The sequence below is a fragment of the Xanthomonas campestris pv. badrii genome (assembly GCF_012848175.1).
Lineage (GTDB): Bacteria > Pseudomonadota > Gammaproteobacteria > Xanthomonadales > Xanthomonadaceae > Xanthomonas > Xanthomonas campestris_C.
In genome coordinates, this window is sequence record NZ_CP051651.1 from 2,678,411 (window position 1) to 2,703,498 (window position 25,088).

Annotated in this window: 17 protein-coding genes; 6 read left to right on the forward strand and 11 right to left on the reverse strand. The window is 66.1% G+C overall.

What is annotated here, in order from left to right; all coding sequences use genetic code 11:
• The first annotated feature begins 41 nt into the window (after positions 1-41).
• Positions 42-797 (forward strand): DUF6065 family protein, encoded by a 756-nt coding sequence (locus HG421_RS11325; RefSeq protein ID WP_169706456.1) that lies wholly within the window; start codon positions 42-44, stop codon positions 795-797.
• Positions 798-935: 138 nt separating this feature from the next.
• Here the strand turns inward: HG421_RS11325 and HG421_RS11330 are convergent, their stop codons facing one another.
• The 3 genes from HG421_RS11330 to HG421_RS11340 all read right to left on the reverse strand — a co-directional run bounded on the left by HG421_RS11330 (position 936) and on the right by HG421_RS11340 (position 7,076).
• Positions 936-4,835, reverse strand: a complete 3,900-nt coding sequence (locus HG421_RS11330; RefSeq protein ID WP_169706457.1) for a YhdP family protein — start codon at positions 4,833-4,835, stop codon at positions 936-938.
• Between the two features lie 169 nt (positions 4,836-5,004).
• Complete coding sequence (gene rng, locus HG421_RS11335) at positions 5,005-6,504, reverse strand: ribonuclease G (RefSeq protein WP_169706458.1); 1,500 nt, start codon at positions 6,502-6,504, stop codon at positions 5,005-5,007.
• The gene (locus tag HG421_RS11340) at positions 6,504-7,076 is read right to left on the reverse strand and encodes a Maf-like protein (RefSeq protein WP_169706459.1); all 573 of its coding nucleotides are present in this window, start codon (positions 7,074-7,076) and stop codon (positions 6,504-6,506) included. The genes rng and HG421_RS11340 overlap by 1 nt, the downstream gene beginning before the upstream one ends.
• Positions 7,077-7,205: 129 nt before the next feature.
• On the opposite strand from HG421_RS11340, the gene HG421_RS11345 reads away from it, so the two are divergent.
• The 4 genes from HG421_RS11345 (at position 7,206) to HG421_RS11360 (ending at position 14,425) form a co-directional block, all read left to right on the forward strand.
• The gene (locus HG421_RS11345) at positions 7,206-7,940 is read left to right on the forward strand and encodes an SIMPL domain-containing protein (RefSeq protein WP_169706460.1); all 735 of its coding nucleotides are present in this window, start codon (positions 7,206-7,208) and stop codon (positions 7,938-7,940) included.
• A gap of 710 nt (positions 7,941-8,650) precedes the next feature.
• Positions 8,651-11,722 carry a TonB-dependent receptor gene (locus HG421_RS11350; protein ID WP_169706461.1) on the forward strand — a complete coding sequence of 1,024 codons (3,072 nt, stop codon included), beginning with the start codon at positions 8,651-8,653 and terminating at the stop codon, positions 11,720-11,722.
• Positions 11,723-11,846: 124 nt separating this feature from the next.
• Positions 11,847-13,412 carry a tetratricopeptide repeat-containing sulfotransferase family protein gene (locus HG421_RS11355; protein ID WP_169706462.1) on the forward strand — a complete coding sequence of 522 codons (1,566 nt, stop codon included), beginning with the start codon at positions 11,847-11,849 and terminating at the stop codon, positions 13,410-13,412.
• A 338-nt stretch (positions 13,413-13,750) separates the two neighbouring features.
• Positions 13,751-14,425: an energy transducer TonB gene (locus HG421_RS11360; RefSeq protein WP_169706463.1), complete on the forward strand. Its 675-nt coding sequence runs from the start codon at positions 13,751-13,753 to the stop codon at positions 14,423-14,425.
• A 126-nt stretch (positions 14,426-14,551) separates the two neighbouring features.
• Here the strand turns inward: HG421_RS11360 and rlmH are convergent, their stop codons facing one another.
• The gene (rlmH, locus tag HG421_RS11365; RefSeq protein WP_169706464.1) at positions 14,552-15,022 is read right to left on the reverse strand and encodes a 23S rRNA (pseudouridine(1915)-N(3))-methyltransferase RlmH; all 471 of its coding nucleotides are present in this window, start codon (positions 15,020-15,022) and stop codon (positions 14,552-14,554) included.
• A 120-nt stretch (positions 15,023-15,142) separates the two neighbouring features.
• On the opposite strand from rlmH, the gene HG421_RS11370 reads away from it, so the two are divergent.
• Positions 15,143-16,678 carry a PhoX family protein gene (locus tag HG421_RS11370; RefSeq protein WP_169706465.1) on the forward strand — a complete coding sequence of 512 codons (1,536 nt, stop codon included), beginning with the start codon at positions 15,143-15,145 and terminating at the stop codon, positions 16,676-16,678.
• A gap of 298 nt (positions 16,679-16,976) precedes the next feature.
• On the opposite strand, the gene HG421_RS11375 is transcribed toward HG421_RS11370, so the two are convergent.
• The 7 genes from HG421_RS11375 to HG421_RS11405 form a co-directional block, all read right to left on the reverse strand.
• Entirely contained in the window at positions 16,977-18,119 is a 1,143-nt protein-coding gene (locus tag HG421_RS11375) for a J domain-containing protein (RefSeq protein ID WP_169706466.1), read from the reverse strand.
• Between the two features lie 9 nt (positions 18,120-18,128).
• On the reverse strand, positions 18,129-18,539 hold the full coding sequence (gene rsfS / locus HG421_RS11380) for a ribosome silencing factor (protein ID WP_169706467.1): 411 nt from the start codon (positions 18,537-18,539) through the stop codon (positions 18,129-18,131).
• Between the two features lie 56 nt (positions 18,540-18,595).
• A complete protein-coding gene (gene nadD, locus HG421_RS11385; RefSeq protein ID WP_429001875.1) occupies positions 18,596-19,507 on the reverse strand; it encodes a nicotinate-nucleotide adenylyltransferase in 912 nt (303 codons plus the stop codon).
• The gene (gene holA / locus HG421_RS11390; protein WP_169706468.1) at positions 19,504-20,532 is read right to left on the reverse strand and encodes a DNA polymerase III subunit delta; all 1,029 of its coding nucleotides are present in this window, start codon (positions 20,530-20,532) and stop codon (positions 19,504-19,506) included. Before holA ends, nadD begins: the two co-directional genes overlap by 4 nt.
• Before the next feature lie 168 nt (positions 20,533-20,700).
• Positions 20,701-21,342: an LPS assembly lipoprotein LptE gene (gene lptE, locus HG421_RS11395; RefSeq protein WP_169706469.1), complete on the reverse strand. Its 642-nt coding sequence runs from the start codon at positions 21,340-21,342 to the stop codon at positions 20,701-20,703.
• A gap of 374 nt (positions 21,343-21,716) precedes the next feature.
• Positions 21,717-24,359 carry a leucine--tRNA ligase gene (gene leuS / locus HG421_RS11400; protein ID WP_169706470.1) on the reverse strand — a complete coding sequence of 881 codons (2,643 nt, stop codon included), beginning with the start codon at positions 24,357-24,359 and terminating at the stop codon, positions 21,717-21,719.
• Positions 24,360-24,426: 67 nt separating this feature from the next.
• Entirely contained in the window at positions 24,427-25,044 is a 618-nt protein-coding gene (locus HG421_RS11405; protein ID WP_104580525.1) for a DUF998 domain-containing protein, read from the reverse strand.
• Positions 25,045-25,088: the final 44 nt, after the last annotated feature.

A 25,088-nucleotide genomic window follows, 5' to 3' on the forward strand; every position in this document is an offset into this window, starting at 1 on the left:
CCGTTATCATGGCTGCATCGTTTTCTTTGCCGCGCCTGCGCATGAAGCTCATCGCCCACGTCCTGGACGGCCACACACTGGACATCCGCCCTGCCCCGCACGCGCGCGACTGGATGGATGCCACCGACCAGCGCTACGCCTACCGCTGCCTGCCGCTGGCCATTGCCAATGCGCATGGCTGGGAGCTGCTGTGCCAGTCCGGTTTCGAGGCGCAGTGGGATGGCAGCGATGGTCTGGACGCCATTGCCATCAGCGCCGATGCCGGCACTGTGGCGCCGGCGATCAGCCACTTCGGTTATGGCGTGCTGACCTTCCATGTGCCCTGCCTGTTCCGCACCGACAGCGGGGTCGATCTGTTCGTCACCGGCCCGTTGAACCGCCCCAAGGACGGCATCGGCGCGCTGAGCGGCATGGTGGAAACCGACTGGAGCCCGTCCACCTTCACCATGAACTGGCGGTTTACCCGACCCGGGCGGGTGCGCTTTGCCGCCGGCGAGCCGTTCTGTCACCTGTTCCCGCTACAGCGCCAATTGATCGAGCAGGTGCAGCCGCAGTGGAAGCCGCTCTCCGAGGCGCCGCAACTGGCGCAGCAACATGCCGACTGGACCCAAAGCCGCACGCGCTTTCTGGATGAACTGCCCGATGCGAAATCGGCGGCGGCACGCGAAAAGTGGCAGCGCGGCTATTTCCGCGGTGTCACCGGAGCAGACCAGACGCCGCAACCGGGCCACCGTGCCCGCCTGCGCCTGCCGATGTTCACGCGCGCCGGCAGCGACGAGGACGCGACAGGCGGCTGAGCACAAGCGGCGCCTTGAGCTGCGTGCGAAGCGGCCTGTGGCGGACTGGTCGGCCGTTGGTGGCAACCGGGCGCCGCATCGCTGAGCAACACTCCTGTCAGACCATCAGCGCGCGGTGCACCACAGCGCAAAGTGGCGTCAGCGCGCCGGTGTAGCAGGCGTCTTGGCAGCGGGGGCCGGCTTGCTCGGCGCGCGCTCGCGTTCGACCACATCCACCTGCGGGTCTTTCCACGGCCCGGTGACGTGATAGGTCTTGGCGCCGATCGCACCCAGCGGCTTGCCGAGCACCGCATTGGCGGCCGCGCCCACCGCCGCGCCCACCGGGCCGCCGGCCACCGCGCCAACCACGGTCAGCAGGTTGCCGGCCTTGGGGTTGACGTCCACGGTCTGGTCGAAGGTCTGCGCGCGCAGGTCGGTCTGCCCGCGGATGGCGATATCGGCGGCCGGGCCGGCGATGCGGATGGCATCGGTCCGCGCGAAGCCCTCGCCAAAGCGCACCTCGCCATCCAGCGTGTTGAAGGCCAGCCCCTTGGAGAAGAAATCGCGGAAGTCGAACATCAGCCGGCGCGGCAGCTGCGCCACGCTGAGCAGGCCGAGCACACGCCCGGCACCGGGCTCCACTTCCAGCAACTGGCCATTGCGGATGTCCACCTTGAGGTTGCCGTCCAGCGAGCCGAGCGCGAAGCCGGTCGGCGAACCCTGCCAGCCGGCGTTGAGTTCGAGCTGGCCTTCGCCGCCGCGCAGCTGCCCGCCCAGGGTGAGGTTCTGCAGCAGGTTGCCCAGGTTGCGGCTGTCCACGCGCGCCGACAGCCGCGTGCTGGCGGCCTCGCCCTTGCCGCGCCACGCGCCGGTCAGGCCGATGCTCTGGTCGTCCGAGCGCAGCTGCAACTGATCCACCTGCATGCCGTCGGTCAGCCGGCTGCTGCGCAGGATCGCCGCGCCCAGGGTCATCTTGCCGACCCGCAGATCATCGATATCCAGCGCCAGCGGCGGGATCGAGACCGGGTCGAACTCGGCCACCGCGCGGCGCGCCGGTTCCGGCAAGGCACCGGCCAGCGGGTCGCCCGGCTCGGGCGCGGCGGGTGTCGGCGCATCGGCCACCGGCTGCCAGCGCACGGTGCTGAGCTTGCCCTGCACCGTGCCGCCCTCGGCATTGGGCACGGTGAGTTGGCCGGCCAGCGAGGGCCCGTCCAGGGTCACCGCCACCGCATCGCGGGTCGGGCGCAGCCGTAGCCGCGTCTGCGGGAACACGCCACCGATCATCAGCAGCTTGTCGGCCTGCACGTCCACCTGTTGCAACGGTACCGCGTCTTTCTTCGGCGGTGCCGGCTGGCCCGGCAGCGGTGGCATGTCGGGATCGCTGCTGCCACGCGCCAGGCTGATCCAGTCGATCGCATCCAGCGAGGCGGTGCGGCCGGTGACCACCAGTCCATTGGCGGGCGGGCGCTCGGTCACGGTGTCGGTGCCCATGACCACGCGTACGCCGGTCTGGTTGCCCTGGCTGCTGGCCTTCAACGCCACCAGCTTGCCGAAGGCCACATCGATGTCGCCATCGCCCACCGGCAAGGCCACCTTGACCTGGGTGTCCAGCGCACGGGTCGCCGGCTTGTCCAGGGGCGCCGGCAGATCCAGCGTGGTGCCGAACAGGTCCGAGCGCAGCGTCAGCAGCGCCTGCGCATCCGGCTGGCCCGGCGTGGGCAGCGGCACGTCCACCCCCACCTGCCATGGCGCACTGCCATGCACGTAAGGGCGCAACCATTCCATCTGCGGCGCCCGGTCGAACAACTCCTTGGCGTCCAGGGTGGCGTTGAAGCGTGCTTCGAAGGCTTGCGCCGGGTCCTGCACGAAGCCACCGGCACGCAGCGCCAGCTCGCCGGTGCGGCCCTGGTGCTGCACGCTCAACCGCTCGGCCGCAAAGCCGCTGTCGCGGTACTCGGCCTGCCCGCTGACCTGGTCGAAGGCCAGGTTCCAGCGCGCATCGGCCAGCTTTGCGCCCTGCAGCGCAACCGTGCCCTGCAGATGGCCGCCCACGCCCTTGGTCCGCAACGGGCGCAGCAGGTCGAAGCTCACCGCCGCCGGGCCGGACACGGTGAGGTTGCGCAAGGTGTCGCCATAACGGCGCTCCAGCGGACTCTGGCGCAGCATGCCCAGCAGCTGTGCCGCGTCGGCCTGGGTGGAGGCGCGCACGTAGAGCTCGGAGGTGGTGAAGCTGGGAATCCCGGCCTCCAGCTGCGCGATCGGGGTGTCGGCGAGATCGCCCTGGCCCTGCAGCGAGAAGCCGTTGCCGATGAAGCTCAGATCGGCCTGCACCTGCTCCATCGCCGGCCAATCCGGCTGGAAGCGGATCACGCCATCGCGGATGTGCCCGAACGCCTCGAAGCGCCCATCGTTGTTGTCGAACGGCCAGTCGTCCAGATCGCCACTGACCAGGCCGGTGCCACCGGTGACCACGCCGCCGGCCACGGCCATGTCCAGCCAGTCGATGGCGGCCTTGCTCATCTTGGAGCGGATCCAGAACTTGCGCGCCACCGGCAGCGCTACATCGTCCAGCTGCGCGGCCAGTTGCATGCGCGGGCGGCTGCCGTCGTTCTGGAACCACAGCCCGCCGCGCACGTTGGCGCCGTAGTCGCTGGCCTGCACGCGCAGGGCCGGGGTGGCGACCTGCCAGCCGGCACCTTCGCGCCAGCCGACGATCTTGCCGGCCAGCTGGATCTGATGCACCACGCCAAAGCCGGTGGGCCAGTCGAAACGCACCGTGGCGTCCGCTGCGGTGTCCAGTTCGCCGCCCTGCGCGTCGCCGTCGATGCGTCCGCGCAAACCGCTGATCCCCGGCGCATTGCCCACCGGCAGGAAACCGAGTTCTTCGATCTGCCCCTGCGCACGCACGGCGCCGCCCTGCTCGCCAGCAATCTGCAGATCGGCCACGCGCAGCTGCGGTCTGGACAGGGTCAGCCAGCGGCGCAGCCCAGGCGAGAGTTGATCGCTCAATGCGGCAGCGGCAATCAGGCCGGAGACATCGCCCTGTTTGGCGGCCACCGCATAGCGACGCCCGCCGGCGATGCTGAGCCCATCCAGCCGCTGCAGATTTGCCGCATCGCCCAACCGCAGCAGCGGCGCATCCAGCCGCCAGCCGCCGTCGATGGTCTGCCAGCGCGCGCGCGCCTGCAGCCGCTCCCAGCGCAGCGTGCGGCGTGCGGTTTCATCCGGCAGTGCGGTGCCCGACAATTGCAGTTGGGTGAGATCGGCATCCACGGTGACAGCGCTCACCCGGCGCGCGCGCAGCTGCGCCCAGGCCTGCAGCCGCCCGCCGCCGCCGTCCAGGCGCATGCCGCCGACCTGCAGCAGCGACGCCCAGGCCGCCAGATCGGCCGGGTCGGCCTGTGCATAGGCGCTGCCGTCGCCGCTGTTGCGGTCGAACTCCAGCACCGCGGTCAGCGGCGCGCGCTTGAGATCGATCCAGCTACGGCTGCCGACCTTGAGCGTCGAACCGCTCACGCGCAGGCGCAGATCGATCCGCGGCAGCGTGGTGTCCAGGCCGATCGAGGGCGCGTTTACCTTCAGCCGCGCCTCGGCCAGCTGGATCTCGCCCAGCCGACGCAGCGCGTCCAGCGGATCGGAACGCTTGCCGCTCGGCAACCCCTGCACCGACCACACGCCGTCGTCGCCGCGTTGCAGGGTCAGCGCCAGCCCGCGCAGACGCACTTCGGTCAGCGAATGACCGGGCAACAGCCCGGCATACATCGCCAGCAGGATTTCCGCCTGCCCCACCTGCACCTCGCCATGCGGGCCGATCCGCAGGCCATCCAGCCGCAGCAGCGGCCCGCGCCGTGTCCACTCGGTGTCCAGCCGATCGAAGGCGATCGCCTGCCCGGCGCGCTGGCTCAACCAATCGGCAACCTGCTGCGGATGCTCCTCCGCCAACGGCAACGCCTGGCTGGCCGCCCCGACCAGCAACGCGATCGCCACCACCGCCAGCGCGGCGGCAGTGATCGCATAGCGGCGGAACAGCCGCAGACGGCGGCGCAGCGGGGTGGGCATTAACGGCGGGGAATGGGGAATGGGGAATGGGGAATCGTAAGAGCACCAGCGCTGGCGTGTGGACGCTTAGCCGTCTGATGGCGCAACGACGTTGAAGGGATGACAGAAGCGACGTGGAGCGGCTGTTGCTCCACCCCGATTCCCCACTCCCGATTCCCGATTCCCGGCCTCACAGCAGCACCACATCGAACTGCTCCTGCAGATACTGGTCGTCGGACTGGAAGCGGATGCTCTTGCCGAGGAACTCTTCGAGCTCGGCCACCGCCGCCGACTCCTCGTCGGTGATGCGCGCCACCACCTTGGACGAGGCGATCACCAGCAGCCGGGCGGCATCGAACTGGCGTACCGCGCGGGTGATCTCGCGGAAGATCTCGTAGGTCACCGTTTCGGCAGTCTTGATGGTGCCGCGCCCGCCGCAGTGCCCGCAGGTTTCCGACAGCTGCCGCTCCAGGCTTTCGACGGTGCGCTTGCGGGTCATCTCCACCAGGCCCAGTGGCGAGAACTCGTACACGGTAGTCTTGGCGTGGTCGCGTGCCAGCGCCTTTTCCAGCGTGCGCAGCACCTGCCGGCGGTGCTCCGCATCGTCCATGTCGATGAAGTCGATGATGATGATGCCGCCCAGGTTGCGCAGCCGCAGTTGCCGCGCCACCGCCTGCGCCGCTTCCAGGTTGGTGCGGAACACGGTTTCTTCCAGATTGCGCTGCCCCACGAACGAGCCGGTGTTGACGTCGATGGTGGTCATCGCTTCAGTCTGGTCGATCACCAGGTAGCCACCGGACTTGAGCGGCACCTGCTTGTTCAATGCGCGGCCGATCTCGTCTTCCACGCCGTACAGGTCGAAGATCGGCCGGTCGCCGGTATACAGCTCCAGCCGCTCGGCCAGCACCGGCATGTACTTGGCCACGAAGGCCTGCAGCTGCACGAAGGTCTCGTTGGAATCGACCTTGACCTTTTCCACGTCCTTGCGGATCAGGTCGCGCACCGCCCGCAGCGGCAGGCTCAGGTCTTCATAGATGATGCTGCACGGCGGCGCTTCGCGGCCGCGCCGCTCGACCACGTTCCAGACCCGCGACAGGTAGGCGATGTCTTCGGCCAGCGCCTCGGCCGGCTGGCCCTCGGCGTTGGTGCGGATGATGTAGCCGAAGCCGCCGTGCTGGGCAGAGACCTCGCTGACGATGGTCTTCAGGCGCAGCCGCTCGGCCTCGTCCTCGATCCGCGCCGACACCCCGACGATCTTGGACTGCGGCAGCAGCACCAGATAGCGCGAGGGAATGCTGATCTGGGTGGTCAGGCGCGCGCCCTTGGTGCCGATCGGGTCCTTGACCACCTGCACCACGATGTCCTGGCCGTCGCGCAACAGCTCGACGATGGGAACCGAGGCGGCTGGCGGCGGCGGGAGCGGGGTTTCTTCGGTGTCGACCACACTGGCCGGTGCCGGCACCGGGCGCACCACGTCGTTGGCGTGCAGGAACGCGGCGCGCTCCAGCCCGACCTCAACGAAGGCCGCCTGCATGCCCGGCATCACCCGCTGCACCTTGCCCTTGTAGATATTGCCCACCACGCCCCGGCGCCAGCCGCGCTCGATATGCAGTTCCTGCAGCATGCCGTTCTCGATCACCGCCACACGGGTCTCGCGCGGGGTGACGTTGACCAAAATCTCTTCCGACATCAATGCGCTCCAAAGGCTGTGAGCAACTGCGAGGTATGAAACAACGGCAACCCCATCACGCCGGAATAGCTACCGGACAGATGGCTGATGAAACGCTCCGCGCGCCCCTGGATCGCATACGCGCCGGCCTTGCCCATCGGCTCGCCACAGGCCGCGTAGGCCGCGATCTGCGCCTCGTCGAGCGTGTCGAACGTCACCTCCGACACCACCACCGCCTGCGCCGGGGCGCGCCGTGCGCAGACTAGGACCACCGCCGTGAGTACCTGGTGGGTACGCCCGGACAACGCGCGCAGCATGGCGATCGCATCGTCCACATCGGCCGGCTTGCCGAACACCCGCTCGCCCAGTACCACCTCGGTATCGGAGCCCAGCACGATCGCATCGGGGTCGCCGGCCTGCACCTGCGCCAGACCGGCACGCGCCTTGTCCAGCGCCACGCGCTGCACATAGTGCTCGGGCGATTCGCCCGGCGCGCGCAGCTCGGGCACGTCCAGTTCCAGGGTCTGGAACGGCACGTCCAGACGTTGCAGCAGTTCTTGTCGACGAGGCGAACGGGAGGCGAGATAGAGCATCCGCCCAGCATACCTGTTGCCCGTACTCGCCCGCTTGCTTCACGCAGGCGTGTCGCCACTGTGCCGCGCGCGACTCACAACATGTTCATCGACCTCCCAACACGCTCGCTGCACAGACAAGGAGATCCCATGCGTACCACCCTCAAGCCATTGCTGCTGGCCCTGTCCCTCGCTGCCGGAACCGCCATGACCGCCCACGCCCAATCCGCGCCGAGCTACGCCCTTTCCACTGACGGCACCCTGCTCAACATCTCGGCCGAGGCCGAGGCCAAGCGCGTACCGGACATCGCCACGTTGTCGGCCGGCGTGGTCACCCAGGCCACCGACGGCAACGCCGCGATGCGCCAGAACGCCGAGCAGATGAGCAAGGTCATGAGCGCGGTGAAGGCCGCCGGCATCGCCGACAAGGACGTGCAGACCAGCGGTATCAATCTCAGCCCGCAGTACACCTACAAGGAAAACGAGGCACCGAAGATCAACGGCTACCAGGCCAGCAACACGGTGAGCCTGAAGGTGCGCGACATCGCCAGGCTGGGCAAGGTGCTCGACGCCCTGGTCGCCAATGGCGCCAACGACATCAACGGCCCCAGTTTCTCGATCGACCAGCCCGAACCGGTCTACGACGAGGCACGCGTGGCCGCGCTGAAAAAGGCCCAGACCCGCGCCGACACCTACGCCAAGTCGCTGGGCCTGAAGGTGCGCCGCATCGTCAGCATCTCCGAAGGACGCAGTGGCGGCGGTGTGCGCCCGATGATGATGGCCGCCTCGATGCGCTCGGCCAAGGCCGAGATGGACACACCGGTGTCTCCGGGCGAAAGCACCCTGTCGATCAACCTGGATGTGACGTTCGAGCTGGGGCAGTAGCATCGCCAGAGCGTTCGGTGACCTGCGCACTCGCTCACGCCGCCCTCCGCCGTACCAACACCCGCTCAGGCATCCACCGCTCCAGGAAGCTGCCTTGTGCACGGCCGGGCATGAATCGACAGACACCGATCTGCCAGGCAGCGGCCAAAGCATGCAACCACTGCATGGCCTGCCATCCTGATGGCAATACTGACATGCACTTCTGATCGATAGAGACCGCTCGCCATCAGTCCCGCGCCCACCGTCCCGCGAGCATGCGCTCGGATCCGCTCTCCACCCAGCGGCAGACGTCCACGGCGGGGCTGACAAATGAATCCCGCCGCCCCGATTGCCACAGCCGGTCACGTTCCCTGCCGACGGAAGCGTCTGCCGCCAGTGCCGGTCAAGGCGTACTCCCTGCCGGGGAGGCGGGCCGGCGAGGGCCTGGGTGGCTCGCTTCCTACGAAACCCGGCAGACAGCGCTGAGTGCGGTGGACAAAACCACCTGCACACAAGCTGCAAACGCCTTCATTTCAAAGAAGATCAAAGGACTTGACGTCTTTTTAGCCTTCTTGAGGTCTTCGGCATGCGGCGAGCAGGTACGCCCGCCTCTGCCTCGTTAATTTTTCGTGACAGATGAACCAGGATTAAGTAGATTCGTGCAACGACTCTCGAATTGACCTTCGAGGGTTGACTTCGCGGTATTTCCCAAATCTGTCAGGAGAGAGGCAGTGCGCACCAAGAGCCGTTCACGACGTGTCATTCAGAAATCCGCCTTGAGCCTGGCGCTCGGGCTCTGCGTATCCACGGCTGCACTTGCGCAGTCGAATACCGCCGGCTCCATCTTCGGCCAAGCCGAGCCAGGCGCATCGATCCAGATCCAGAATCTGGACACCGGCTTCACCCGCACCATCAGCGCGAGTAAAGACGGCAACTATCGATTCTCTGCACTGCCCACCGGCACTTACACGGTGATCAGTGAAGGCAGCGGAGGCGACCGTGTCGTCCGTGACGGCATTACCGTCAACGTCGGTACCGGCACATCAGTCAATTTCGTCGCCAGTAACGCGTCAACATTGGACACCATCCAGGTGCGCGCGGGCTCGATCAATCCAATCGATGTGTCCTCTGTCGAGTCGACCACGATCCTGACGAGCGAACAGATCGCCAAGCTCCCGGTGCCTCGTGATATCACCAGCGTGGCCTTACTTGCACCCGGCACCGTGAAAGGCGACTCGGCATTCGGCAACCTGGCCTCGTTCGGCGGCGCGTCGGTGGCCGAGAACGCCTATTACGTCAACGGCTTCAATGTGACCAACTCGTTCAAGGGATTGAACTTCGCCAACATCCCGTTCGAAGCAATTGGCGAATTCCAGCTCAAGACCGGTGGCTACGGCGCTGAATTCGGGCGTTCGACCGGCGGCGTACTCAACATCATTACCAAACGCGGCACCAACGAATTCCACGCCGGCGGCAACGTATTCTGGGAGCCACGCTCGTTGCGCGAAGCCAAGCCGGATCTGGTTTACCCGGACGGCCGCAGGGTCGAGGACAACTCCAAAGATCTCGGATGGGAAGCGATCGGCTCGGTCTGGGCGAGTGGTGCACTGATCAAGGACAAGCTGTTCGCCTATGCACTACTGCAGTACGGCGAGGAAAAGGACGATCAGTACCCGGAAAGCCTGGACGGCATCACCGGGGACCGAAATTATCAGGACAAGACCACCAAGCCCATGTGGCTGGTCAAACTGGATTGGAACATCAACGACAGCAACTTGCTGGCATTGACAGCCTTCTCGGATCGCCGCGACACCGACTCCAATTACTATCTGACCGACTTCGGCACCGACGCCTCGCCGTCGGTCACCCCCAGGCGTGGCGCCTTTGCGGGTATCGACAAAACCGAACAAGGCGGCAGCTTCTACTCGCTGAACTACAAGGGTTACCTCACCGACACGTTCACCCTGTCGGCCCTGGCTGGTCATGGCGAATTCAAGCGAATCAATTACGGCACTTCTGCAGCTGGCTTACAGCAGCGTTATACCGGTAATGTCGGCGGCCCCGTTTCCGGCTGCCCATGGATCGTCGATGCGCGCCCCTCCGTCGTTTCGGGGCAGAACTCTCAGATCAACGGGTGCTGGTTTGTGAGCACGCTGGGACGCGTCGATGCCAAAGATACCCGCGATCAGTACCGTATCGACGCGGAGTGGCAACTGGGCGACCACCTGATACGCGGTGGTGTGGACATTGATAACTTCGAGACCATCGATGGAACCAGCTACTCCGGAGGCGAGCAGTGGCGCTACGGGCGCTATACACCTTTCGGCGGCACCGCAGCAGACCGTACCGAAGACATTGTCCGCCGACGCGTGTTCCAGAGCGGCGCAACCGTCGAAGTTAAACAGCGTGCGTTCTATATCGAAGATACCTGGTCGATCACCGATAACTTCAACGCCTACCTGGGTCTGCGTTGGGATAGCTTCGATAACCGCAATGGCGAAGGCGACAGTTTCGTCAAGATCGACAATCAATTCGCGCCGCGCATTGGCTTCTCGTGGGACGTCAACGGCGACTCTTCGCTGAAGATTTTTGGTAACGCGGGTCGTTATGCACTTCCGCTGACAGCAAACGTCGCCATCCGAGGCGCCAGCGCATCGCTCTTCAGCGAAGAGCACTATCGCTACACCGGCGTTGACCCGGTCACCGGCGCACCAACAGGCATTACGCGAATCCCCAACGTCACCAGTGGCGAGGACACACGCTATCTCAACAACGAGTTCGGTGTCGGCAAGGATGCACGCACCATCGCTTCCACCAATCTGGAACCGATGTATCAGGATGAGTACATCCTAGGCTTCGAAACCCAGCTTACAGAAGGCTTCTCCGGCGGAATGCGTGCAATTTGGCGCGACCTCAAGACCGCTATCGACGATACCTGTGACTATCGGCCGATCTTTCAATGGGCGGAGGAGAACGGCTACCAGGTCAACGATGCCAATCCCGGCTTCCCCTATTGCCGCCTTTACAACCCTGGCAAAGACAGCATTTTCGTAATGGATGTCGACGGAGACGGAACATTCGAAACCATTCCGGTCGCCGCCAACGTGCTGGGGCCACGTGCGCAACGCACCTACAAGGCGATTGAACTATTCGCCGAAGGCCAGTTGTCGGACAAGTTCTTCCTACAGGGCTCCTACACCTGGTCCAAGAACAAGGGAAACACCGAGGGCGGTGTCAAATCCGACATCGGTCAATCCGACACCGGCACCACCCAGGACTTCGACTATCCGGAGTTGGCAGAAGGCGCCAAGGGCTATTTGCCCAATGACCGCCGTCATACGCTCAAGCTATTTGGCAATTACGAGTTCAACGACGAATGGAGTGTGGGCGCGAATCTGCTTGTGCAATCGGGCCGACCGGTCAACTGCTTCGGTTACTACATCGACCCTGCAGCCAGCGGCTACCAGAACAGCTACTTCTTCTGCGATAAGGGGGATGGCCGGGGCAGCCAGCCGTCGCCGCGCGGCAGTGCGGGTCGCACACCGTGGACGCGCACTCTGGACCTCAACGTTGCCTATCGGCCGGCGTTTGCTGACGGCAAACTTGTGGTGAAGGTCGATATCTTCAACGTCACCAATGAAGACAAGCCTCTGTCGGTCTATGAATACGGCGAGGATGCGTCGGGCAACCCACAACAAGGCGGAACAGATGCCCAAGGTAATGCATACGCCAACATCTATGGCTACCCCACGAGCTGGCAGACGCCCCGCTCGGTACGATTCATGATGCAATACAGCTTCTGATTCGATTGCAGTTCAAAGCGGCCACCCATCGGGTGGCCGCTTTCTTTTGCGACGACGGGCGAACTTGTGCTGCGCCGGCGCTATTCGACTGGCACACTGTCAATACTTCATCCGCATCACGCACATGAGCACCTCCGCGACACCCAGCTATACAGAACTGCTACTGCGTGCCGACACTACTGCGGCAGCGAAGGATTACACCAAAGCGACCGCACTCTATCTTGAAGCGCAGCGACGCGCGCCGGAAGATGCGCAGCCGCGACTGCAACTTTCTTATGTCTACTCACTGCGCGGAGAATACCGACTTGCGCGCCAGCAAGCGCTGGAAGCGCGACACAGCACGCGATTGACCACCGATCAGCTTCGCGAACTCATTGCGCGCCTGCGCACGTTCAACGAGATCCCGGCGATGCTGGCATGTATTGATCGACTCAAACCACTTTCGCGCATCCCGATCCCGCTACTGATCAGCATCGCCGCCCACCTGACCTACGTCAATCTGCCAGAACGCGCACTCACCTATCTGGACGAGGCGAAACGGGCCGATCCGAATTACCCAGTGACCTTGTTCGCGCGAGGACAGATCCTGACGTATCTAGGACGCTTTAGCGAAGCGCAGGACGACCTGAGTGCCGGTCTACGCCGCGCGCCGGAGATCGCGCAAGGCTATTGGCTGCAGTCGCAGCTCCGCACGCAGAGCCAGTCGAGCAATCACATCGACCAGATTCGCAAACAGCTGCACAAGCCGAATCGAACCGATAGAGATATTGCATTACTTGCGTTCGCCCTGCACAAAGAACTCGACGACATAGGCGATCACCCTAACGCTTGGAAGGCGTTGATGATGGGGTGCCGTTCAAAGCGCTCAACCTTGCAGTATTCAACCCGACAGAGCGCAGCGCTATTTGCGGAGCTGAGTAAATATCGCCCGCAGCCCCCAAATCGACAAACGGTTACGCCGCCGCAGACGGTGCCGATTTTCATCGTCGGCATGCACCGTTCAGGCACGACACTGCTTGAACAATTAATCTGCGCATCACCTCTGGTACACGCTGCGGGGGAACTCTATGATTTCACCACCGCGATGCGTCAGGTCACCAACCATCATTGCAAAGGTGTGATCGACCTCGAGATCGCACTACGCGCGCAGAGCAGCGACATCGGCACTGCAGGCACGCATTATTCCAGCAGCGTCCAGTGGCGCCTGGAAGGGCAACGCCACTTCACTGACAAGTTGCCATCCAACTTCCTCAATGCGGGCTACATCGCGCAGACCTTGCCGCATGCAAAGATCCTGCACATGGTGCGCGACCCAGCGGAAACCTGTTTTTCGAATTTACGCGAATTGTTCTCTGAAGCGAATCCGTACAGCTATGACATGGATGAATTAGCCGATTTTCATGATCTATACCGCCAACTGATGGACCATTGGCACCTACAGTTTCCAGGCCGCATTCTGGATGTCAGCTATTCACGCCTGACGTCCGACACTAGAGCCGTCATGCAGGAAGTTGCGACGTTTTGCGACCTTCCGTTCGACGAAGGCATGCTCCGAACCGATGCAAGCAAGCGCCCTGTCGTCACTGCAAGCGCGGTCCAGGTACGCGGAAACGTACGTGCTGCATTGGTTCCAAAATGGCAGGCCTATCGCAACGAACTGAAGCCCCTCTTAGATCGGCTTACGTCATGAGAGCTCAGACGATGCGCAATGCGCTTTTCGCTACCTTGTCGATCCAGGCTGTCTGCATCGTCGGCATTTCTGAGAGGCGCCCTGGATAAACTCCGGTTCGGGATATTGGCTCGGTAGCGTTGGGTGCCGATGCACTCAACCAATAGCTCACATGCATCAACCGATGTAGTGAGCGTTGTTGGAGAAGGTCGCCAAACAGTTGTGCTGCTCCTCTCCGCCACCACCGCCTGCCGGCGAGGCTTGCGTTCATGCAAAGGTCGCGGTAAACCTACGCTACCGGATGGTGTAGTGCGTCCGGGCCGCGCTGGTCCCTTTCCGCAGTTCCGTTCTGGAGGTGGATGATGGTTCGCACACACTCGCAGGTTTCCCTGCGTCCCACAGGCATCGATGCCTCGCGCGTTCTGGCGATGAGTACCGCGGTGGCCTTGCATTTGCTGGCCGGCGGTTTGTTGTTGATTCCGCTGTCGTATCGGGCGGTTCCGCAGCCTGCGCCGGAACCGCGCTGGGTCATGCCGATCACTATCGAGACCCCGCCGGAGCCACCAAAGGTGATTCCGGTCGAGGTGAAGTTCACTCCGAAGACGCATGTCCCGTCCACGCCGGTGACTGTGCAGGTGAAAACCCCTGTGATCAGTGAAGCGCCGGCGGTGGACACCGCATCGGTGGCACTGCCTGCCGCAGCCGACCCGGTGGGCGAGACTGCACCGGTGGCAACGACACCCAGCAGCGGACCGGTCGAGGCAGGCCAGTTGCAGTATCTGAGTTCCCCAGCGCCGAGCTATCCCGTGGCTGCACTGCGCGCAGGACAGCAAGGCACCGTGATGCTGCGCGTGTTGGTCGGGACCGATGGGCGCCCGGCCGAAGTGAGCGTGCAGACCAGCAGCGGTCATCGCGCGCTCGATCTGGCCGCGCGTAGCCAGGTGCTGCGCAGCTGGCGCTTCCAGCCGGCGATGCAGAATGGCCAGGCGGTGCAGGCTTACGGCCTGGTGCCGGTCAGCTTTTCGCTGAACTGACCGCTTCGACGATAGACGTGCAACGGATCGCGGCGGCCCCGACAAGGCAGCCGCGATCTAGCTGCGAATCCTCCAAGCCAGCGGCGATGGACGTCGCACGTGTCGACCGCAGGCCGCCATGCCGCCTCAGGCGCGATGGTAAGGGTGATTGGCCAACATGGCCGCCGCGCGGTACAGCTGCTCGGCCACGATCAGGCGCACCAGCATGTGCGGCAGGGTCAACGGGCCGATCGACCAGCTTTCGCTGGCGCTTTTCAGTACGTCCGCGGCATGACCCTCCGGGCCGCCGATCAGGAATGCCAGGTCGCGCCCTTGGCTGCGCCAGTGCTCCATGCGCTGGGCCAGCTGCTCTGAACTGAGCGGGCGGCCCGGTACGTCCAGCGCCACCACATGCGCGTTCTTCGGCAACGCCGCCAGCACGCGGCGGCCCTCGTCGTCGATGGCACGCTGCGCGTCGCGTCCCTTGCCGCGCAGGCCGGGTTCGATCTCGACCAGCTCCAGCGGCATCCAGTGCGAGAGACGTTTCTGATATTCGGCAAACCCCTGCGCCACCCACGACGGAGCGCGTTCGCCAGTGGCGATCAATCGGCATTTCATCGCTACATGATATCCGCGTCACAGCCCGGGCATCCCGCGACGGTTTGTCGTCGCGTGTCATGGTGTGGTTATAGCCGGCAATTAGTGTCGCTCGACCACCCAGCCCGCAGGAGTCGTTCGATGCCGATTTTCGATCCCGCCCGCCGCCAGGTTCTCAAGGGAAGCGCCGCCGTGATGGCCGCTGGCGCCCTTGGCTGCTTGAGCGCCTTGCAATCGCGCCAGGCCCAGGCCGCCACGTCCGCGTCGCTGCGGCTTGCGCCGGTTCCCAGCCGTTACGGCCCGCTGGCACCGGTGGCCGACCAGAGCACCGGACTGCCGCTGCTGCAGCTGCCACGCGGTTTCAGCTACCGCTCGTTCGGCTGGAGCGGCGACCGCATGGACGATGGCCAGCCCTGCCCCGACCGTCACGACGGCATGGCCGTGGTCGGCCTGCGCCGACCCGGCTGGCGCCCGGGCAGCGACCCGCTGCGCGGCCTGGAGTACGTGTTGATCCGCAACCACGAACGCGGCGCGGGTAGCGCGTTCCGCGCCCCTGCGATGTACGACACCGGCATCGTCAGCGGCACCCAGTCCGCTGGCGGCGGCACCACCACGCTGAGTTACGGCCGCCGTGGCTGGGGCAGCCTGGAACCCAGCCTGGGCGGCACCCTGGTCAACTGCGCCGGCGGCCCGACCCCGTGGGGCACCTGGCTGAGTTGCGAAGAGATCAAGACCAATGCGGTGTCCAGCACCGGCCGCAAGCACGGCTACGTGTTCGAAGTGGACCCGGACAGCCACCGCACCACCGGCCGGCCGCTGGTGGGCATGGGCCGTTTCAGCCACGAGGCGGTGGCGATCGACCCGCGCACCGGCATCGTCTATCTCACCGAGGACGACCGCAACAAGGCCGGGCTCTATCGCTTCATTCCCAACGACCGCCGTGGGCGTAACGGATCGCTGGAAAACGGCGGGCGGCTGCAGGCCGCGCGCGTGCGCGGGCGCCGCAACGCCGATCTGACCGTGGCCAGCATCGGCCAGCAGTTCCAGCTGGAATGGGTGGATATCGAAGAACCGGATCTGGACAGCATCGCCGCGCCGGCAGGCTTTGCCGATATCGGCGCCAACGACACCTTGAGCGGCCCATTCGCACAGGCCTGGGCCGATGGCGCGCTGCGCATGAGCCGCGGCGAAGGCATCTGGTACAGCTACGGCAAACTGTTCATCGTCGACACCAGCACCGGCGTGGATGCACAGGGCCGGCGCGGCTACGGCAATGGCGCGGTGTGGGTGCTGGACCTGTTCACCCAGCGCCTGAGCGCGCTGTTCGTCAGCGGCAACCAGCTGGCCGCGCACAACCCCGACAACGTCACCGTCAGCGCGCGCGGCGGCGTGGTGTTGTGCGAGGACGGCGGCGAAAGCCCGGACGAATACGGACCGGGCGCACGCCTGCTGGGCCTGACCCGCCAGGGCGAGTCGTTCTATCTGGCCAAGAACAATGTGCAGCTCACCTCGCAGCAGATCGCCGATGCCGGCAAGACCATTGCCGAAGGCGACTACCGCGACACCGAGTTCTGCGGCGCCTGCTGGGACCCGTTGGCGCGCACCCTGTTCGTCAATATCCAGACCCCGGGCATCACCCTGGCCATCACCGGGCCGTGGGAACGCGGGCCGCTGTGAGGCACTGACGCTGTCTGCAGGGCGCGCCCTGCAGACAGCGCGGCGGCTGCGGCGGCACGCGTGACGCGCGCAGTGCCGTGCCGGTTGAAGACCTCTGCTGCGTCCCTGCGCGATGCGCAGCGACACCGTCGGCCTGCGCGGTTGCCGCGCGTTGCCGTCCTCAGTCATGCCGACAATCACGGCCGGCATGATGACGCGCAGGCATCTGGCAACGCGCCCCTGGACCACGGCACGATGCCGGGTCGTCCATCCGCGAGCGCTCGCCTGACCGCCGGGGCAGCCATGGCGCAGGCCACGCTCAGTAAAACAGGAAGCGGTCGTGTTGCTGTTGCAGCTTGAGCCAGCGCTTGATCGACCGCGCATCGCCCAGCGCCTGCAACTCGCGCACCTCGTGCTGCAGCTCGCCCACCTCGTCGGACACATCCCGCTTGTAGTGGGTCAGCAGCCTGCCCAGCTGTTCCGGCTTGGGTTGCGCCGGCAGGTCCAGTCCGTACTCGTCGCAAAAATCCATCGCGTGCAGGGCCAGCTGGTGCTTGAGCTCCTTGCACTGACGGTCAAGCTCGCGGTTGTACTCCTGCAATCGAACAGGGTTGATCGCATCCACCCCCTGCGCATCCAGCAGACCGATCTCCGCCTGCAGTTCGAGCAGGCCCAGCAGATCGTTCGCCTTGTAGGCGGCATTGAGCCGCTGCATCAGCGCCGTGCGGGTGGCGTGATCGCCTGCGTCGCTGGCCCGATCCGGGTGCAGGCTGCTGGCCAGCTTGCGATACAGCTCGCGCAACGGAGGCGGCTCGGTCTGCCGCGAAGCGGCTTTTTTGCCCGAGCGGCGACGCCGTTGCTGGCCAGCCTGCTGCTTGGCCTGTTCGCGCGCGTGGTCGGCGTCTGCCTGCGCCTGATCCAGGCGCGCGTTGACCCGCTCGAAGAGCGCCTCGGGCGAATCGACCGAATCCACCTCTTCCGGGTCCAGTCCATATAGTTGACCGATGACGTGTTTCATCATCGCGTCGGACTCGTTCATTTCTTCGTCGTAGCCGATCTCGCTGTGACGCTCGTAGACGGGCTTGAGCTCGACATGGCCGGCCTCGATCAGCGGGCCGGCCAGATCGCAGATCTCGTCCGACACGAACGCAGCGTCGGTCTTGCTCAGCTTGACCGTGGCAGCGATGTTGTCCAGAAGATGGATCTGTTCGATCTCCAGCGCACGTTGTTGATCCAACAACGGCACCACCTCGGCGAGGTAGCGTGCGCGCCACTGGTCCACCGCGTCGCGCCAGGCGTGCAACTGGGCACGATGGCGCTGCAGATCGCGCAGCAGCCGGTCGAAGCGCTTGCGCGCTGGCGACATCTCCTGGCCGCCGGCCTGCCCCGGGACCAGGCTCAGTTGCTGCAGGGCACTGACGAAAGGCACCGCTTGCGAAGATGACGTGGGCTTGCGGGACATCGCGTTCAGTTACTCGGAATCGGCGACGTCACCGTCGTCCGGGCGCTGGTCGCCCACCGTCCACAGGCGCTCCAGCGCGTAGAACTCGCGCACGCGCGGCAGCATCACGTGCACCACCACGTCGCCCAGGTCCACCAGCACCCATTCGGCTTCGCGCTCGCCTTCCACGCCCAGCGGCATCACATCCAGGCGCTTGGCGAACTTGACCACTTCGTCGGCGATCGACTTGACGTGGCGGGTCGAGGTGCCGGACGCGATCACCATGTAGTCGCAGACGCTGGACTTGCCGCGCACATCGATCTCGACCACGTCCTTGGCTTTCAGTTCCTCGACGGCGTCACGCACGGTGGCCAACAGGGCCGGCACGGACGGCGGCGGATTCGGGATGGAGGTCTTGATGACTTGGGCTGGACTGGTCAAAGCGGCAACTCGATGGAATCAGCGCGAATTATAGGCCGGTCCGGGAGGCTGCGTGTTCAGCTAGCCGGGCGGGCACAACCGTAGAGGCCATGCTGGCGGATAAAGCCGGCCACGGCGGCCGGTACCAATCCCTGCCAGTCGGCGCCGCTGGCGATGCGGGCGCGCACCGCGCTGGCCGACTCGCCACGCAAGGGCTGCTGCAGCCGCCACAGTCGTCCGGCCGGCGACGCTGCCAGCTCGTCCACGCTGGCCGCCCATCGGCCCTGCACTGCGGCAGCGAGCGCGGGCGCCTGAGCCAGATCCAGCGCTGTCCCCGGGCGCGCGGCCACGACGAAATGCGCCAGCCCGAACAGCGCTTCCCATTGATGCCAATGGCTCAACTCGACGAAGGCGTCGGCGCCCAGCAACCAGGCGATCGGCGTTTGCGGGCCGAGCGTTGCGCGCAGTTCGCGCAGCGTCTCCACCGTGTAGGACGGCGCGCCGCCGGCACAGGCGCGCTGCAACTCGCGGTCATCCAGTACCAGACCGGGCTGGCCGGCAAGCGCCAGTGCCAGCATCTGCGCGCGCTGCGCGGCGGTGGTGCCGGGCGCGGGACGATGCGGCGGGTCGGCGGCCGGCACCAGATGCACCACCGCGCCGAGCTCGTCGCGCGCCGCGCAGGCGATGGCGAGATGGCCCAGGTGGATCGGGTCGAAGGTGCCGCCGTAGTAAAGATGGAGCTGGGGGAGCCGGGACCGGGGACCGGGGACCGGGGACCCGGGAGAGTCGGTTGCGGAGTCGGCAGCCGCACGCTGGTCGGGCTGCTGGTGCTGCGCTAGCCCTTGCTCGAACGGGGGCTGGGGACGGGGGACCGGGGACCCGGAGGAGCCAGGCGTAACGCCGAAGGCCGCACGCTGATCGCGTTGCGACTGCTGCCGTTGCTTCTGCCCTTCCCCGGTCCCGCCCCCCCCGGCTCTCCCCGCCCTCACGCCAGCAATCTCACCGCGCGCGCTTCGGCCACGGCGACCAGCAGGCGCTCCAGGCTCACCCAGGCGTCACCATCGGCGCGGCCCTTGGCCATGCGGTCGACCAGCCCGGCCTCGGCGACGAAGCGCTCCCAGCGGCGCGGTTCGGGGTGGCGCTGCAGCGCGCGCTTGAACGGGGCCTGGCGGGATTCCCAGATGCCCTGCGATTTCATTTCAGCGGCCAGGTTGCCGCCGTTGGCCTGCACCTTGGCCAGCGCGGCGGTGCGCAGCAGTTCCTTGATCAGGATCGGCATCAACGCGGCAACCGCCTCACCCTCGGCGCGCAGGCCGGCCAGCATGCGGATCACCGCGACCGGCTGGCCCGAAAACACGGTCTCGGCCAGGCGGAACACGTCGTAACGCGCCGCGTCGGCCACCAGCGATTCCATTGCCTCCAGATCCAGCGTCTTGCCGTCGGCCAGCAGCGCGAGCTTGTCGATTTCCTGCGCGGCGGCCAGCAGGTTGCCTTCCACCCGCTCGCTCAACCGCTGCACCGCAGCCGCGTCGGCGCGCAGGCCCTGGCTGCGCAGGCGGCGTTCGATCCAGTCGGACAGTTCGTGCGGCTTGATCGCCCAGGCCACCGCGATGGTGCCCAGACGGCCCACCGCGTCGGCCCACTTGCCCTGGTGCGCCTTGCTCCAGTCATTGGCGGTGATCAGCAGCACCACGTCCGGCGGCGGGTTGGCGCAGAAACGGGTGATGACCTCGGCGCCGTCCTTGCCCGGCTTGCCGCTGGGCAGGCGCACTTCCACCAGCCGGCGCGGGCTGAACAGGCTGGGCGCGTTGAAGCTGGCGTCGAGCTGGTTCCAGTCGAACTCGCGGCCATCGGCATCGAACACCTCGCGCTCGCTGATGCCTTCGGCGCGGGCGCGGGCGCGCACGGCGTCGGCGGCCTCGAGCACGCGCAAGGTTTCCGGGCCGGCGATCAGATAGACCGGCTGCAAGGGCTGGTTGGACTGGCCGGCCAGCTGTTCTGGGCGAAGTTCCATGACTACGAACGCGCGTGGGACTGAAACGTAACGGACAGGACTGCGTCGGCCGCGATCACCCCGGCATGGCCGCGGCGTGCGAACCGCGATCTGCGCCTGCCGCAGGCCGATGCCGGACACCGGGCGCGGCTGCCCTGCAACTGCGCGGACGGGCGGATCACCGGCTGCTCAGTTATTGGACGAGGACGCGGGCGGCAGCGACGCCGGCACGCTCGACTCGGGCGTGGACGGCTGCACCGGCGGAGTGGTGGCCTGCGGCAGCGGCGCGGTCGGGGTGCTCTCCAGACTTTCGCCGCGCTGGATACGCGCACGCACCACGCTGTCGATGCGACGCAGGATCGATGCGGACATGTCCTTGCGCAGTTCGTCGGCCAGGATCTCGCGCTCGGTCGCAGTACCGGTGGCGTCCACCGGCGGCGACACGTAGTCGCGCGACAGTTCGATCACCTGCTGCGGCACCAGCACCGAACCGTTGGCGGTGGTGAGGGTGAAGATGGCGGCGTAGCGCAGGCTGTATTCCTGTGCACGGCCCTGGCTGTCGATGGCGATCGGCAGGTCGCCCCAGCGTTCGGACAACACCTGCAGCTGCGCAAAGCCGGTCTTGGCATCTTCATCGGCCACGGTGGCACCGGCGGCCTTGAGGCCACGGCGCAGCAGCTTGGCCAGCTCGCTGTACTGCACGGCGGACTGCACCTTCACTGCCGGGGTGTCGGGTGGCAACGCAAGCGCGTTGCGCAGATGGAAGCCGCAGGCGGTGAGGCTGGAGACCAGCACGAGGGACGCAGCGAACGCAGTAGGAAATCGGATCATGGGCACAGTCTGGAGGAGCGCCCCGGCGGCGGCAACAGGCGGCTAGCCTGACGCAGCCCGCGTGAACGGGGCTTGATAAGGCGCCGCTTCAACGCGCGGCGCCCGGGAAGGACAAACGCGTCGCCACGCGTCAGTGAAACGAATGACCGGGAACCATTGCGGAAACTCCACCACGCCTCGCCACACGCCGGTGAATCGACAAACCGAACCGATGCAGTTTGTCGCCAGCACCTGCAGCGGAAACGTCGCTGATGCGTCGCTACACCAGCGCAAGCAATTGCGGGGAAACGCCGTAGCCACCCGATCGCAGCGCCCCCGCGCCGCGCCGGCGCACTGCCCGGGACGGCGAGGGCAAGCCGACGCATCAGCAATGCTTACCCCGCCACGATGTTCACGATCTTGCCCGGCACGATGATGATCTTGCGCACGCTCAGCCCTTCCAGGAACTTGGCCGCGTTCGGCTCGGCCTGGGCCAGCGCTTCGACCTGCTCGCGCGCCGCGTCCGCGGCCACCTCGATGGTGCCGCGCAGCTTGCCGTTGACCTGCACCGCCAGGGTCAGCGCGTCGCGCACCAGCGCGCTGGCGTCGGCCTGCGGGAACGGCACGTCTTCCAGCAGCGTCTGCCCGCGGCCCAGCACCTGCCACAGCGCATGGCTGGCATGCGGGGTGATCGGGTTGAGCAACAGCACCATCGCTTCCAGTGCTTCCTGGCGGACCGCCCTGCCCTGGTCGCTGGCGTCGTCGAACTTGGCCAGCGCGTTGGACAACTCCATCACCGCGGCAATGGCGGTATTGAAGCTGTGGCGGCGGCCGTAGTCGTCGCTGACCTTGCCGATGGTTTCGTGGGTCTTGCGGCGCACGGCCTTCTGTTCGGCGCTCAGGCTGGCGGCATCCAGCGCCGCTGCACTGCCCTCGGCCACATGCTTGTGCACCTGCACCCACAGCCGGCGCATGAAGCGCGCCATGCCATCGACGCCCGCCTCGTTCCATTCCAGCGATTGTTCCGGCGGTGCGGCGAACATCGAGAACAGCCGCACCGTATCGGCGCCGTACTTGGCCACCATCGACTGCGGGTCCACGCCGTTGTTCTTGGACTTGGACATCTTCTCGGTGCCGCCGATGTGCACCGGCTGGCCATCGGCAATCAGCACCGCACCGGTGACGCGGCCGCGCTCATCGCGCTGGATTTCGACATCGGCCGGATTGATCCAGTCCTTGCCGCCGTTGTCGGCGTCGCGGTAGAAGGTGTCGGCGATGACCATGCCCTGGGTGAGCAGGTTGGTCACCGGCTCGTCGCTGTCCACCAGCCGCGCGTCGCGCATGAGCTTGTGATAGAAGCGGAAATACATCAGGTGCAGGATCGCGTGCTCGATGCCGCCCACGTACAGGTCGGCCGGCATCCAGTAGTTGGCGCGGCGGTCGACCATGTCGCGTGCGTTCGGGCTGGTGTAGCGCGCCACGTACCAGCTCGACTCCATGAAGGTGTCGAAGGTGTCGGTCTCGCGCTCGGCCGGGCCGCCGCAGTCCGGGCAGGTGGTCTGGCGCCAGGTCGGGTCGGTCTTGATCGGCGAACCGGTGCCGACAAATTCCACGTTCTCCGGCAGCACCACCGGCAGCTGGTCTTCCGGCACCGGCACCGCGCCGCACTTGGCGCAGTAGATCACCGGAATCGGACAGCCCCAGTAGCGCTGGCGGCTCACGCCCCAGTCGCGCAGGCGGTAATTGACCCGGCGCTGGCCCTGGCCCTTGCGCTCGAAGCGCTCGGCCAGCGCTTCGAAGGCGCCGCCGAAATCCAGGCCGTCGAACTCGGCCGAATTGATCAGCTCCAGCGCGCGGCTCTTGTCGGTGTACCAGTCGCGCCACTGGGTGGCGTCCCAGGTCTGCTCTTCTTCGTTGCGCGGCTCGCGCAGCTTGACCACCTGCACGATCGGCAGGCCGTACTTGTTGGCGAACTCGAAATCGCGCTGGTCGTGGCCCGGTACTGCCATCACTGCGCCGGTGCCGTAGCCCATCAGCACGAAGTTGGCCACCCACACCGGCACCTGCTCGCCGCTGATCGGGTGGACCGCGGTCAGGCCGGTGGCCATGCCGCGTTTTTCCTGGGTTTCCAGCTCGGCTTCGGAGACGCCGCCGTGCTTGAGCTCTTCCAGCAGGCGCGCCAGTTCCGGGTTGGATTTGGCGGCGTGCAGGGCCAGCGGGTGCTCGGCGGCGATCGACACGAAGGTCACGCCCATCAGCGTGTCCGGGCGGGTGGTGAATACGCGCAGCGGGTCCAGTGCGGCGCCGTCGGTATCGCGCACGTCGAACTGGATCTCCAGGCCTTCCGAACGGCCGATCCAGTTGCGCTGCATGGTCTTGACCGACTCCGGCCAGCCGTCCAGCTGATCCAGGCCGTCCAGCAGTTCCTGCGCGTAGTCGGTGATGCGCAGGAACCACTGCGGAATCTCGCGTTTTTCCACCAGCGCGCCGGAGCGCCAGCCGCGGCCGTCGATCACCTGCTCGTTGGCCAGCACGGTCTGGTCGATCGGATCCCAGTTCACCACCGCGTTGCGGCGGTAGGCCAGGCCCTTGCGCATCAGCCGGGTGAACATGCGCTGCTCGTGCACGTAATAGTCCGGCGTGCAGGTGGCGAACTCGCGCGACCAGTCGATGGCGTAGCCCAGCGATTTGAGCTGCCCGCGCATGTGCTCGATGTTGGCGTAGGTCCACTTGGCCGGCGCGGTCTTGTTCTTGATCGCGGCGTTTTCGGCCGGCAACCCGAACGCATCCCAGCCCATCGGCTGCATCACGTTGTGGCCGGTCATGCGCTTGTAGCGGCTGACCACGTCGGAGATGGTGTAGTTGCGCACATGGCCCATGTGCAGCGCACCGGACGGGTACGGCAGCATCGACAGGCAATAGAACTTCGGTTTGTCCGAAGTTTCGTCGACCTGGAAGGCGCGAGTGGCGTCCCAGAACTGCTGGGCGGAAGATTCGACCTGCTGCGGGTCGTAGGCGTTCGGTTCGACGGTGGACATTGGGAGCGGATGCTCGGGCGGTGCAAAGCGGTACAGGGTACCGCAGTGCAGCAGGTGCTCCAAACCGTTACTGCAGCACGGGCGGCTTGGCTGGCCAACTCCAGGCGGCCAACGCCAGCCAGCCGACCCAGGCCAGGAACGCCAGCCGCTGGGCAATCGCCTGCCGCAGCAGGCCGGGCGGGCCGAACGCCAGCACCGCCACCAGCAGCCCGGCCACCAGGCTGAGCCAGGCCAGGCCACGGGTGTCGGCCCCGTTGAGCAGCGCGGCGGCGATCAACAGCATGGCCGGCACGAAGGCCACCGCCCACAACAGCCACGCCGTGGCATGCGCCTGGCTGGCGCGGCCGTCCAGGTCAGTGGGGTCCAGCGGCAGCATGCCCATGCCGACGAAGGCCAGCCCCGCCAGCACGATCAGTTGCCCACCCACGCGCAGGCTCCAGCCGGCCTTGGGCGGCATGCGCGCCAGCAGGCTGACCCCCGTCACCATGCCCAGCACGCCGACCAGCACGAAGGCCAGCAGGTTGAAGCCCAGCGCGTGCGGCACGCCGGCCGCGCCCAGCAGCGCGACCGGGTGGCTGGCCTGCAGATAGCCGGGCAGCGTGGCGCCGAACCCGGCCACCGCCAGCACGAAGACGGTGGCCGCGATCAGGCCCAGGTAGCGCTGTGCGCTGTCGGTACTTCCCATTGTGGTGCTCCGGTGCGGGGCGCATGCGCGCCACCAGGACGCGG